This window comes from Blautia sp. MSJ-19 (genome assembly GCF_018918125.1).
GTDB lineage: Bacteria > Bacillota > Clostridia > Lachnospirales > Lachnospiraceae > Blautia_A.
In genome coordinates this window covers 26,570-39,061 of the sequence record NZ_JAHLQA010000007.1, presented here as the reverse complement: position 1 = coordinate 39,061, position 12,492 = coordinate 26,570, and the positions used below count along the sequence as shown (strand labels likewise).

General features: G+C 41.6%; 17 protein-coding genes, 1 pseudogene and 1 riboswitch. Of the genes and pseudogenes, 4 read left to right on the top strand and 14 right to left on the bottom strand.

Annotation, left to right across the window (positions count from 1 at the left end):
- Positions 1-31: 31 nt before the first annotated feature.
- Positions 32-1,204: a Fic family protein gene (locus KQI91_RS03325; RefSeq protein WP_216391462.1), complete on the bottom strand. Its 1,173-nt coding sequence runs from the start codon at positions 1,202-1,204 to the stop codon at positions 32-34.
- A gap of 31 nt (positions 1,205-1,235) precedes the next feature.
- Complete coding sequence (locus KQI91_RS03320) at positions 1,236-1,538, bottom strand: hypothetical protein (RefSeq protein WP_216391461.1); 303 nt, start codon at positions 1,536-1,538, stop codon at positions 1,236-1,238.
- A 153-nt stretch (positions 1,539-1,691) separates the two neighbouring features.
- Between KQI91_RS03320 and KQI91_RS03315 the strand changes: the two genes are divergently transcribed.
- Together KQI91_RS03315 and KQI91_RS03310 are read left to right on the top strand one after the other, a co-directional pair.
- Entirely contained in the window at positions 1,692-2,078 is a 387-nt protein-coding gene (locus KQI91_RS03315; RefSeq protein WP_216391460.1) for a type II toxin-antitoxin system RelE/ParE family toxin, read from the top strand.
- Positions 2,062-2,334, top strand: coding sequence for a helix-turn-helix domain-containing protein (locus tag KQI91_RS03310; RefSeq protein WP_216391459.1), 273 nt, complete (start codon positions 2,062-2,064; stop codon positions 2,332-2,334). Before KQI91_RS03315 ends, KQI91_RS03310 begins: the two co-directional genes overlap by 17 nt.
- Before the next feature lie 25 nt (positions 2,335-2,359).
- Here the strand turns inward: KQI91_RS03310 and KQI91_RS03305 are convergent, their stop codons facing one another.
- The 4 genes from KQI91_RS03305 to KQI91_RS03290 form a co-directional block, all read right to left on the bottom strand.
- Positions 2,360-2,785: a MarR family winged helix-turn-helix transcriptional regulator gene (locus KQI91_RS03305; RefSeq protein ID WP_216391458.1), complete on the bottom strand. Its 426-nt coding sequence runs from the start codon at positions 2,783-2,785 to the stop codon at positions 2,360-2,362.
- A 168-nt stretch (positions 2,786-2,953) separates the two neighbouring features.
- Complete coding sequence (locus KQI91_RS03300) at positions 2,954-4,285, bottom strand: MATE family efflux transporter (RefSeq protein ID WP_216391457.1); 1,332 nt, start codon at positions 4,283-4,285, stop codon at positions 2,954-2,956.
- A gap of 131 nt (positions 4,286-4,416) precedes the next feature.
- On the bottom strand, positions 4,417-5,181 hold the full coding sequence (locus KQI91_RS03295; protein WP_216391456.1) for a zf-HC2 domain-containing protein: 765 nt from the start codon (positions 5,179-5,181) through the stop codon (positions 4,417-4,419).
- On the bottom strand, positions 5,165-5,659 hold the full coding sequence (locus KQI91_RS03290) for an RNA polymerase sigma factor (protein WP_216391455.1): 495 nt from the start codon (positions 5,657-5,659) through the stop codon (positions 5,165-5,167). Before KQI91_RS03290 ends, KQI91_RS03295 begins: the two co-directional genes overlap by 17 nt.
- 158 nt (positions 5,660-5,817) lie before the next feature.
- Here KQI91_RS03290 and KQI91_RS03285 point away from each other — a divergent pair, with 158 nt between their 5' ends.
- Together KQI91_RS03285 and KQI91_RS03280 are read left to right on the top strand one after the other, a co-directional pair.
- On the top strand, positions 5,818-6,099 hold the full coding sequence (locus tag KQI91_RS03285) for a type II toxin-antitoxin system RelB/DinJ family antitoxin (protein ID WP_216391454.1): 282 nt from the start codon (positions 5,818-5,820) through the stop codon (positions 6,097-6,099).
- A complete protein-coding gene (locus KQI91_RS03280) occupies positions 6,096-6,380 on the top strand; it encodes a type II toxin-antitoxin system YafQ family toxin (protein ID WP_216391453.1) in 285 nt (94 codons plus the stop codon). Before KQI91_RS03285 ends, KQI91_RS03280 begins: the two co-directional genes overlap by 4 nt.
- A 29-nt stretch (positions 6,381-6,409) precedes the next feature.
- On the opposite strand, the gene KQI91_RS03275 is transcribed toward KQI91_RS03280, so the two are convergent.
- The 8 genes and pseudogenes from KQI91_RS03275 to KQI91_RS16380 form a co-directional block, all read right to left on the bottom strand.
- Positions 6,410-6,883: a YbaK/EbsC family protein gene (locus tag KQI91_RS03275; protein ID WP_216391452.1), complete on the bottom strand. Its 474-nt coding sequence runs from the start codon at positions 6,881-6,883 to the stop codon at positions 6,410-6,412.
- A gap of 12 nt (positions 6,884-6,895) precedes the next feature.
- The gene (locus KQI91_RS03270; RefSeq protein WP_216391451.1) at positions 6,896-7,387 is read right to left on the bottom strand and encodes a GNAT family N-acetyltransferase; all 492 of its coding nucleotides are present in this window, start codon (positions 7,385-7,387) and stop codon (positions 6,896-6,898) included.
- A 24-nt stretch (positions 7,388-7,411) separates the two neighbouring features.
- Positions 7,412-7,972 carry a GNAT family N-acetyltransferase gene (locus tag KQI91_RS03265; RefSeq protein WP_330654449.1) on the bottom strand — a complete coding sequence of 187 codons (561 nt, stop codon included), beginning with the start codon at positions 7,970-7,972 and terminating at the stop codon, positions 7,412-7,414.
- A 98-nt stretch (positions 7,973-8,070) separates the two neighbouring features.
- Entirely contained in the window at positions 8,071-8,568 is a 498-nt protein-coding gene (locus KQI91_RS03260) for a GNAT family N-acetyltransferase (RefSeq protein ID WP_216391450.1), read from the bottom strand.
- Positions 8,569-8,645: 77 nt separating this feature from the next.
- Positions 8,646-9,416, bottom strand: a complete 771-nt coding sequence (locus KQI91_RS03255; RefSeq protein ID WP_216391449.1) for an HAD family hydrolase — start codon at positions 9,414-9,416, stop codon at positions 8,646-8,648.
- Positions 9,417-9,476: 60 nt separating this feature from the next.
- The gene (locus KQI91_RS03250; RefSeq protein ID WP_216391448.1) at positions 9,477-10,670 is read right to left on the bottom strand and encodes an MFS transporter; all 1,194 of its coding nucleotides are present in this window, start codon (positions 10,668-10,670) and stop codon (positions 9,477-9,479) included.
- 131 nt (positions 10,671-10,801) lie between these two features.
- On the bottom strand, positions 10,802-11,899 hold the full coding sequence (locus tag KQI91_RS03245; RefSeq protein ID WP_216391447.1) for a GGDEF domain-containing protein: 1,098 nt from the start codon (positions 11,897-11,899) through the stop codon (positions 10,802-10,804).
- Between the two features lie 268 nt (positions 11,900-12,167).
- Positions 12,168-12,338: pseudogene (locus tag KQI91_RS16380) on the bottom strand (cation:proton antiporter); the annotation flags it as partial.
- A 64-nt stretch (positions 12,339-12,402) separates the two neighbouring features.
- A riboswitch (Fluoride riboswitch) is annotated at positions 12,403-12,476 on the bottom strand.
- Positions 12,477-12,492 lie beyond the last annotated feature (16 nt).

The window sequence follows — 12,492 nt, the reverse complement described above, 5'->3', positions numbered from 1 at the left end:
GCTCCTGTTTTCACGTATTGCTACATAATTTTTATTGTTCAGTACTTACAAACTTGTATTTTCCCTTTCCCTGTCCCCTCACAGCTACTATTACATTTTTATCTGCTAATTCTTTTAAAATTTCAGATGTACGAGTTGGTTTCAATCCCGTAACATGCTGTGCATCAGACCGTCCGAACACGACTTTCGTACGGAAAGAATCATACATACATTGAATATGCGGAAGCGTTTTTCTCGAAACATCTCTCAACTGATTCGGATAAATTTCCTGAACATTTGTTACTGTTTTTTTATGAATGTTCGCTTTTTCATCATGAATGTTCACTTTTTTGTTTTGAATGTTCGCTTTTTCATTGCGAATATTCACTTTTTCGCTCTCTGCAAACTTCCCACTGATATGCATAGCTCTATTATGAAGTTCGTTCTTTTCGTCCAATAACAAATTTCTCAGAAATAATTCCAGAAATTCTGTTGTTTCATGAATTCCATTCCTGAGATTATTGTAATTTGCCCGCACCAGTGCATTCCTGAAATACCACGCATTTTCCGCAAAAATATCATTTGTTGCCTGAAATCCAAGTGTCCGGAGATATTTTATAAAAAATACCGCTGTTGTTCTTGTATTTCCCTCGCCGAAAATATGAATCTGCCATAAACGTGATACAAAAACGGCAAGATGATGAATGATTTCATCCATCGTCAAACCCTTGTAACTATAATTTTTTTCCTGATTAAAATCGTACTCCAGAGTTGCTTCAAGTTCTGATGCACTTCCATAAAGGACAGTTTCTCCATCCAGTACCCATTCTTTTTTTGTTATGTTATAGTCACGAATTTTCCCTGCATGATCATAGATTCCCGTAAACAGTTTCTTGTGAATTGAGATATATTCATTCGGTGTAAAACTGAACGCATTTTCCGAAAGTAATTTTGCAATTCGAACAGAAACTTTATCTGCCTCTTCTGTCCTGTCCCTGGTGCTGTCTCTCTCATGACTTTCTTCATAATACGAATCCAACAATGCCTGCGCTTCATCTATTGTAATTTTACCTTCAATATTCTGCACCGCTGTTTCAAGCAAATATTCCGAAGGTTTTAATCCATCTACTGCCTGCAGACCAACCGCGGTATGCCACGCATATCCTTTATACTGTTTTTCCGGCTCCGTCTGCCGTAAATATTCTTTGAATGGATCATCTTTCATAAAGGTCTCCTGAATGAACTATAAAGCTTTTTTATTTATCAAACGTAATATTCCGGATCATATTCCGGTTGATAAGCTGTGTGCCTTTCTTTGGTGTTTCTACTTTGACCCACTGGGTATCTGCCTCGACGAATCTTCCCTTGATCGCACCAACTTCATTAAAAAGACTTACTACACAATCCTGTCCTACATACTGATCTAACATTGAACCACTCATATCCTGATACTCCTTTTCACCATCAATGATTGTAATAAAATTCTGTGTCTGCTGCATTGCTGACATCATCGTCAGCATATTCAGATTATTGATTGCTACCATTGTAGCCACATCCATCGCCGTCACCTCGCTTTGTTTTATCTTACCACAAAGCCGTGCTGGATTCCATGACCAGATCTGTAATATATTTTTTGCATTTTTATATTGTCCTTTTGACAGCATATATGCTATCATAAAATTAGAATATGAAATACACAGATTGGAGATATTATGACCTATGAAATCATATTCTACGAACGAGAAAATGGAAAATCTGAAATTTGGGATTTTCTAGAAGAATTACATCAGAAATCACTTAAAAATAAAAACGCCCGCATACAATATAAACAGATTCTTCTTTATATTGAACTATTGCAGAATAACGGGACTTTACTTCCCAACAATATTACCAAACATATTGAAGATGACATCTGGGAACTACGTCCGGGTAATAACCGCATCTTCTATTTTTATTTTGATAATAACAGTTTTGTTCTTCTACATAGTTTCCGTAAGAAAACACAAAAAACACCCAAACGTGAAATCCTCAAAGCCAAAGCGGAGCGTGACGATTATCTTTCCAGAAAGCGAGTTGATAACAATGAAAACGTGGAATGATTACAAACATTATATTCAGTCCGTTGATCCTGATACAACGCAGGAGTTAACTGAAGTCGAAGAACAGGCCGCTATAATCAGTGCCATGATACAACAGCGCCACGCCCTTGGGCTGAGTCAGCGTGATCTTGCTTCTCTTTGCGGTATGCCGCAGTCTTCTGTTGCGCGGATAGAATCTTCTCAGATTACACCTAATCTCACAACATTACTGAAACTCCTCAAACCACTTGGACTTAAGCTTACTGTATCAAAATAGGACTGCCGTTTGGCAGTCCCTGCTATCATAGTTCTCTAATTTTATCCTGCAGTTTCTCGGCGAAATCGCAGTTGAGTTTCATAAAGAGTTCCTGCTCTTCGGATGTCCAGGTGTCGTAGATCATGTTTTCGATCTGGATGACTTTGTAGACGGTGTCTTCCATCCGTTTGCGACCTTTTTCGGTGAGGAAGACCATGGTGTTGCGGCCTTCTCCCGGAGTAAGGTAGATGAGGTCTTTCTGCTCCATCTTGCGGATTGCTGAATTTACGGTGGATTTTGTCAGGCAGGCTTCTTTGTAGAGAGCGCTCTGGTTGCAGCCTTCCTGGTGAAAATTGAATACATACAAAATCCAGAATTCACTGTCTGACAGATTCATCTTAAGCGCCGCCTCGTGGTAAGCACTCTGCACCAGGCCTTCGATATAACTCCATTCTTTAAATCTTGATTCCATAAACTACTCCCTCCACTCTCAAATATATTACTGTTCACTTCGCTCACAGTAATTTGGTCAAAATGCATTCCAAATCACCTTCGGCGATGGCATTTTGCCCCGTATGTCTCGGGATTTTGTCATATACATGCCAAAACACCTCGCGGAATATTCTCTATAAATAGTTACTTAAATATAACCGTATTTTTTCCTGTTGCGTATCAGGAAGAAAATCGACAGGACCAGTGCAAAAATTTCTGCTGCAATCACCGCATACCAGATTCCATATGCTCCAAACAGGATCGGAAGTACCAGAACACAAATTACTTCAAAAATCAGCGTTCTTGCAAATGAAATCACTGCAGAAGTAAATCCGTCGTTCAATGCAGTGAAGAACGATGATGCATAAATATTATACCCTGAAACAAGGAAAGAAATGGAATATACGGCAAATGCGTATGTCGTCATTTCCAGAAGTTCCGTATCGTAGCTTACAAAGATCATCGACAGCGTTCTTGCCAGAAGTTCTGCCGCTATGGTCAGGACTACACTCATGACCAGAATGATCCTGAGGCTTTTTTTGAAAAGATTCTTCAGTTCGTCTCTGTTTCCCGCACCATAATGGTAGCCTACGATCGGTGCGCTTCCCATCGAATAGCCGATATAAATAGACAGAAAAATAAAGTTCACATACATGATCACGCCATATGCCGCAACACCGTTTGTGCCGAGCATTCGCATCAACTGCCAGTTATAAAGCATATTTACGATTGACATTGAAACATTTGTCATAAACTCTGAGGCTCCGTTTGTACAGGCTTTTGCGATCGCCCGCAAATCCATGTGGGTTTTTCCAAGGCGAAGTTTGCTGTTCTTTGACACGATAAAAAAGGTCAGTGGCACAATCCCGCCGATTGCCTGACTGAGTGCTGTAGCAGATGCAGCACCTGCCACTCCCCACCGAAATACAGCGATAAACAACGCATCCAGCACGATATTTAACACACCGGATACCAATGTTGTAACAAGTCCCAATTGCGGACGCTCTGCTGTGACAAGAAAACTCTGAAATACATTCTGAAGCATAAACGGAACGAGAGCCAGCATCAGAATCCTGCCGTAAGTCACACAGTACGGGAGCAGTTCTGCACTTGCTCCCAGAAGATGTGCGATCGGTCCGACAAAAATCTCACCGAGCGCAGTAAACAGAAGTCCCAGACTGATCAGCAGATACACAAGCAGGGAAAAAATCTCGTTCGCTTTCTTTCTGTCGCCAACACCAAGTGTGTAGGCAACGAGAGCACTGCCTCCGGTTCCGATCATAAATCCAACCGCACCAAAGATCATCAGAAACGGCATGATAATATTGACTGCGGCAAAAGGCTCTGCCCCAATAAAGTTTGAAATGAAAAAGCCATCTACAACGCCATAGATCGAGGTCAGTACCATCATAATAATAGATGGAAATGTAAAGCGGAGCAGTTTGCTGTAGGTGAAATGCTCCGATAATTCAATCTGCATAAAATTCCTCCTGAAAGTATTAAATGGACGTTTGTTGTCCTTTTTGCGCAATAATGTACGAAATCGTACTTTTATCATAGTACGATTTCGTACATAAAGCAAGAAGAATTTTATTCAGTTACAAACAATTCCTATTTCGCCGTGCTTTCTGCAGCCACTGATTCTGTATCATCTGCACTCCAGAGCAGGTGGCATTTCGCTGCCAGCTCTTCTTCTTTCTGCTGCGCTTTTTCTGGTTCATCCTGATAATCCCAGAGTGCAAAAGCTTCTTTTACATTCTCCGGATCTACATAGTAGACATGTTCAATCCCTGTTGGAAACGATGTTTCATCTGTAGATTCCTCCGCTCCACGTTCATATGCATTCTGGAAATCCTGCAGATTCCAGAGTTCATTTTCTGCATTCGAATCGGATGGATATTCTTTGCGGGTCCACATGGTTTCTGACAGCATGTAGAACATATTTTTCTGATCTACGGACAGGATTGATTTCATCCGTCCCAGTGGATTTACTGTGGAATATACTTTTCTGTCTTTTACGGATATGTTCGCATCATCCCAGGAAATATAATTCTCTTTGTCATAGTACCAGTAATGTCCAATCCCGCCTGCTGCCACTACGAGAATGACCGCCAGAAGGACAGATGTGATTCGTTTCTTACGGATCTTTCGACGGATTTTTCGCAGAGGCTCTGCTTCTGTTTTGTTTGTCTGTATTGAATTGTTTCCTTTTGGGGTGGCTGTCAGGCGGTTTTCTCGCATCATTTCTTCCTGCATCTTCCTGCAGGCGGGACACATTTTGAGATGTTCTTTTACAAGCTGGCGGCTGTCTTCGCTGACCATGTCGTCCACATAAAGCGGAAGCAGGTCTTCTATGATGTTACAGGTGATCTTCATGGTTTAGTTCCTCCCTGATCTTCTTACATGCTCTGTGATAAGTGACTCTTGCCCAGCTTTCGCTTTTTTCAAACAGCGAGGAAATCGTGGTGAATGACAGTTCTCCAAACACACGAAGGGAAAAAACTTCCTTGTACGGATCCGGAAGTCTGTGCAGGACTTTGTGAACCTGAAATGCAGTTTCTTTGTCTGCAAAGTTCTGGAACAGATCCGGTACAAAAGTGTCCTCTGTTTCTTCCTGAGATTCCGGTGCGTACTTTTTGTTTTTCTTCAGATAGTCATAATATGTGTTTTTGGAAATCTGGCAAAGCCATACACGCAGATCGCAGTCGCCTCTGAAATCGTCGACTTTTTTCAGAGCTTTGAAAAATGTTTCCTGTGTGAGTTCCTCTGCGATATGGGTATTATGCGAAAGCGAAAGCAGATAACGGTATACGACAGTGAAATATTGTTCGTATACTTTCTGAATATTCAGCATTGGTGTTTTCCTCCTTCACATATATGACGACGCAGGTATCAGAAACGTTACAATAAATTTATCATCAAAAAATATTTTTATTTTTTCGTGTAATTTATTGATATTTTCGTGCAATCATCATATAATATCAATACAAAAAAATGAAAGGAAGTGCTATTATGGCTAAATCTTCAACCAGCAATATCAGTATCCGAATGGATAATGAACTCAAAGCTGCCGCTGAAGCACTATTCGACGAACTTGGTATGAATCTCAGTACTGCTTTTAATATCTTTGTTCGTCAGGCATTAAGAGAACGAGGTATCCCGTTTCGAATTACAGAAGATACTCCTAACAAAGAAACCGTTTCCGCCATGTTGGAAGCAGAAAGGATTGCAAAGGATTCCTCTGTAAAAGGATACCACGATGTAGATGAATTATTTGCAGATCTTGATGCATGACCAAATACGAAATCAAGCACACCACGCAGTTCAAGAAAGATTATAAGCTTGCCAAACGACGCGGCTTAAATCTTTCACTTCTCAAAGATATTATCTCAAAACTGGCAAATGGCGAAGCACTGGATGCCAGGTATCGAGACCATGCTTTATCTGGTAATTGGAGTGGACACAGAGAATGCCATATTCAACCCGACTGGCTTTTGATCTATCGTATTGAAGATGGCATTCTTGTTCTTACTCTTTCTCGAACAGGTACACATAGTGATTTATTCGATATGTGATACCAGTCTCTATATTCTTTTTTTCAAAATCAATTCTCCGTTTCCTTGCACACATCCACCCATCCTTTTGCATCTGCGACCTGTTCAAGTTCCGGGATCGTGAGCTTTACTGCGCTGTGGTCATTGCCTGCTGCCGGGTATACGGTGTCAAATTTCCGGAGACTTTCGTCCAGATAGACCTCGATATCATCATTGATCCCAAATGGGCACACGCCGCCCGGGGCATGTCCGATCACTTCCTCTACCTGATCGAACGGGATCATTTTGGCCTTGACATGAAAGGTGTCTTTGTACTTACGATTATCGACTCTTGCAGTGCCCTCTGTAAGGATCAGAACCGCATTTTCCCCCTGCATAAAGGACATCGTCTTGGCGATCATTCCAGGTTCTACGCCGAGTGCTTCTGCCGCCATTGCAACCGTTGCTGTGGATTCCTCAAGTTCGATCACATGATCCAGAAATCCCTTGCTTTCCAGATATTCTTCTGCTCTTTTTAATGACATAATGTCCTCCTTTTACAGTACATAATAATGTGGAACGATATCCTCATAATGACCATCCGGCATGCGGAAACCGCCCGGGATCACACCGAGTTTCGTAAATCCGATACGCTCGTAGAGGTGCAGTGCATGTGTATTGGATGCCACAACTGCGTTAAACTGCATCACACGGAATCCTTTTTCTTTTGCCATCCTCAGGCAGTCCAGGACCAGTTTTTCTCCGATATGTTCTCCTCGGATATCTCTGCGTACTGCATAACTTGCATTGCTGATATGCCCGCATCTTCCGATATTGTTCGGATGCAGAATGTAAAGTCCGACTACTTCCCCGGTCTCTGTATTTTCTGCGATTCCCGTGTAAGTCTGCTCCTTAAAAAAAACGTCTCCTGCCTCTGTGGTAAGATCTTCTTCCTGCGGAAATGCCACCCCGTCATCCACAACCTGATTCCAGATCTCACTAGCAGCCTCAGCATCTTCGGTACGGTATTCTCTGATGTTTATATTCATAATAAATCTCCTCCTGTGTTAAAATTACAGATTAAATTTCTCTCTGACCTCATCAAAATCTTTGATCGGCAACATTTCTCCCTGCAGTATTCCAATCTGTTTAGCCATATATAAAAGTGCATACCATCTATTGAATTTATAACCACAGTCTTTCAGCTCACCAGCATGCATATACCCCATCTTTTCATGAAACTGTACACTGTTAAAATCAGAATATTCATCCGTCGGTTTTGTGATCAATGAAACTGCATTTACAACTCCCTGCTCTCTCAGAATATCTTCCATAAGAGTATACATACGTCGCCCTAAACCGCTTCTTCGCATATCATGTTTCAGATAAATCGTCATCTCCACATCCCATGCAAAAGCTGCTCTTGGACGCAAACGTCCTGCATAAGAATATCCGATGATCTGTCCATCTTCTTCTGCGACAAGATAAGGGTAATGTTCCAAAATATGTCGGATTCGTTCCTGAAACTCCTCTACAGAAGGAATTTCATATTCGAAAGTTACCGCTGTCTTTTTTACATAATAACTGTAAATATCCAGCAGTTTTCCTGCATCTTCTACTCTTGCTGTACGAATTTTAATGTCTATGATATCTGCACCTCTCTTTGCTCATGCAACGTTTTTATATAATAATTGCTATTGACAACCCTTATTTATTTTATCCACGCTGAAATCTACAGTTTCTTTTCACGTCGGATTCCCCGATATAGGTCATCTACGCAATATCCTACCGGTTCATATCCCAGTCCTTCATAATACTGATTAAGAAATTCACTGTCATCTGTACAGTCCAGCCTCATATAGTTCTTTCCACAGGATACTGCAAACTGCTCCAGTTCTTCAATCATCCGCTTCCCTGCACCTCTTGTATGACATGCCGTCACCAGATTGTGAATATAAAAAGCAGAGGAACCTGTATCTGACGGCCATCTTGCATCTTCATCAAGAAGTACAGCCGCAGCAACAATTTCCTCTGTTCCTTTTTCTGTTAATATAAAAAGCCTGTCCCGGCTTTGCTTTTCCTCATAATAAGCAAGTGGATAGACTTCAAGATAATCCGTTGTATTCCACTGTCTGATTCCACCCTCATCCATCCACTTAAGTCTCTCCTCATAGAGAGGAAAAATTTTTCTCACATCATCTGCTGTTGCTTTTTGAAAAATATAACTCATTTGTACATCTCCGTATATAACATTCTGTTGATTCCCATTATAGCGACAGCATAGTAAAAACGCAACACAGCTTTTTGTCAGATCAGCTTATGCTCTCTGCAATAATGATAAATTCCATCTTCTGTCACACATCCACACACATCAGAAGCTGTTTCTTTGACATCCTCTGTCGCATTTCCCATCGCAACGCCATGTCCAACTGCCTGAAGCATTTCTATATCATTCGTGCCATCCCCAAATGCAATTGCCTCTGATGCATCCATTCCATAATATTTCAAAACCGCAGTTACACCGACACCTTTACCACCACCTGCCGGAATGATATCTGCCGCACGATCCCACCAGGCAGTGATCTGTGCAGACCGGACATCTTTTAAAACCTGTGCATATTCCTCTTTTCTGCACCCGATCATCATCTGATAAGTGGTCTCATCTGCCAGACTTTCAAAATCATCTGCGACAATAAGCTCCTGTTTTCCAATTGCAAAATAATCACTCAGATTCTGATCAATCCCATTCGCTTCCATACGTTTTTTCCCTGCCAGCACGACAGGTCTGTTTATTTCTGCCGCATTTCTGATAATTCTGTGTACATCACCTTTCTCAATAGAATGGCTCAGAATCACATCACTGCCACTGTAACAATAAGATCCGTTATAAGTAAGATACGCATCAAATACAATTCCTTCAATTTTCGGGAGTCCAAGCGGTGATCTGCCTGTTGCGATGCAGATCTTAATGCCATTTTCCTGAAGGCATCTCAGCGTTTCCAGCATCTTCTCCGTAATCTGTTTACTCTCCATATCGATCATTGTTCCATCTATATCAAAAAAAGCAATTTTAATCATGTCTTCTGTCCTCTCTATCCCGCAGCTTTCCTGTTCTGATACTTTTATCAGTCTTTCTGATTATAGATTCCCGTCGTCTTTGTTGTCAACTCGATCTGCGGTCACAAACATGATCAGCGTACCTGCTGATGCCATAGCGATTCCGGCCTGCAAAAGTCTCTCCACACCAAAATCAAGAAGACAGCCACCGGCAAAATTCCCACAGGAACATCCCAGCGCATAGGCAGCTGTCATAAACGCCTGCCCTTTAACCATATCGCAGTCCCGCACTTTTGCCCTTGCATAATACACCTGTGCCGGAGCAAGCAGTGCATACGATGTAATCTGCAGCAATTGTATAAAGTAAATTGATGTAATATTCGGTGCAACATAAAAAATCACGGACTTAATCAGAAAAGACACTGCCGCGATCTTCATGACCTGAATATCACAGATATGTTTTCGAATCGCACTGTAACAGAAAATTACCGGAAATGCTACGATACATGCAATAAAAACAGCAACGCCGGCATGACTGCTGTCTCCACCCAGTCTTCCCATAATCGCAAAAAGATAATTTTCAGTCATAGCATGAAACATTCCGAGGAACAATACTGCAATCAGTGAAAAACAGTACCATTTGTACTGAGCGAAAAAATGTAAGACCGAACTGCTGCCACGCTTCTTTTCTGATACATGTTCGGAAGTTTTCTTCTGAATCACAGGAAAGCCTGCAAGAACCATCATACTCAGTCCTCTGAACACAAGAAGGAAAACTACCATCCAGACAGCACCATACCGTGCGATCACAATGCCCGCAACCAATGCTGAAACTGCTGATGCGATCGCACCGATTCCACGACCCACACCGTAATTTATTACATAGCCGGCATCTTCATAGGCTACCTGCAGAGCATTCTGCAGGGAAACCATTGCATCTGCACTCCATATTCCTGCCATATAGATAATTCCTGCCACATAAACAGGAATTCCAGAAAACAGCTGCATGCCCAATGCAAGGCAGGATACCACTGACATCACCAGAAGCATCTTTACCAGTACAAATTTCTGTGCTTTATCCGCCACTGATGCCAGAACGGGCTGTGTCACGCACGAAAGCAATCCCGATAGTGCCAGCAAAAAGCCCGCAGCAGCCGGTTCAAGCCCTCTTCCGATCAGATATGCCGTTGCAAAGCTTACCGCTCCAGTAGAAGCTGCCCAGTGTGTAAAATGCATGAGACTGTAACGCAATGTAAGATTCTGCTTCTTTTCCATCCTCTTATCCACCTTTTTCTCCAATGATTGTATTGCGGGCAAAAAGAAAGCCCGATGATACTTCATTGTACCATCAGGCTACTTCTCACGATATCCTGTTCCTGCCAGGGATTCTTTCAATTCTGCAATTCTCAGTTTGCATCCACAAAAATCCACTGCATTTCATCATTGTCTATATCATTCTGGTCGTAAATCGTAATCTTCAGATTGACCCAGTTACCATCCAGTTTCTGATAGGTCATATTGATGGTCTCGCCTTGTTTCAGTCTCTGAAGAATCGACTGATAATCACATAACTCATCAAACTGTTCATGATATTCCGGACGAATCATCTTCCTGCAGTACTCTTTGATCGACACAACAAAGTGCCCGTCATTTTCTTCCAGCATTCGGCGGAAATACTTTGGGATATAAATGTAACGGCAACTGTCATCCCTCGGATTGACCATATAAACACCCTTGTATTTTGGTGCGATCACGTTCAGGAACTGACTGGCGTCCTGTTTCTCAAGCAGAATCCTTTCCAGCTTATGATTCAGTGTACGCATCTGTCTCTCAGCACCATTTTGACGATAAAATGCCTCTTTATCCGCACGCATGGCGTTTTCCGCTTCATTGATCGTATTGATCAGGGTATCCTTGTCTGTACTCTCCCCGATTCCAAGAGAAATCTCATAGTCCTGTTTCTTGATTTTTCTCTTCAAAACAGCCGCCACTTCTCTGACTTCATCAACTCCATGACCAGGACTTAATATTACAAATTCATCGCCGCCAATCCTGTAAGCAAGACTGTTTGGAAATAATTTGCGTATTCCATCTGCGATACAGCACAGCATTTCATCTCCAACCTTATGTCCCAGATGATTATTGATTTCGTGAAGTCCCACCGCATCTATATAGACACAAGTCAGTCGCTGGTATCCAATTACCTTAAAATGATTGATATCACGGTCATATTTTCCACGGTTGAACAATTTTGTAAGTGCATCGTGTTCATAATAAAAAGACGCATCCTCTTCCATCATCTTCACTGTCTCCAGCTCTTCTTCTCCAAAACAGTAAATCTGCTCATCCTCTGGAAAAATCTGTCCGTCTTTGTCTCTCAGTGTGATCTCGATTTCCATGTCATCATCCAGAAACGGGTATTCCAGACTCTTTTTTTCTATCAGATTCATAACCAGTCGCAGCATTTTCTGTGCATTATGACCTTTTTTACATGTGATTTTCATTTCTTTACCTCGTTAAAAATAATGTAAATTTATTTTCCCCAAATCTCTCACATATAGTTCTCTCATATTAAGCTTAACACAAAAATGCATTGTCACAGATTTATTTCTGCTCCTCATCGACCAATTCTGTCCAAAAAGATTCAGTTATACCCAATCTTTTTGTAAACTGCACGTAGCTTTTCATTTATATCCTAGTCTTTCTCCAGAAGTTATTCAACATATCCATGCCAAACGCACCAAGCGGGGCGGTGATGATGATCGCCATGACTGCTGCGGACAGGATCATCTGCGGGATTGTTTTGCCTGTACCATATTTTGTTTCTATCAGTCTTACCATTCGCGGAACCACGACCGCCGGATGCCCTACTTTCTTAAGGTCTTCCAGATTCAGCGACAGTCCGGCTTTGAGAAGAATGATGATAAGTGCCAGTGACATAAGCATAAAAAATTTCCTCCTTTTATTTTCCTTCAGACGCAAAAAAGCTGACAACTTCTGCGACTGAATAATCGTAGAAGTCATCAGCTCTGTATAAGCAGTTTAGGTTTCCCATGGGAGAACTTCATTCCCAATTCGGGTAAATGATACTATTTTC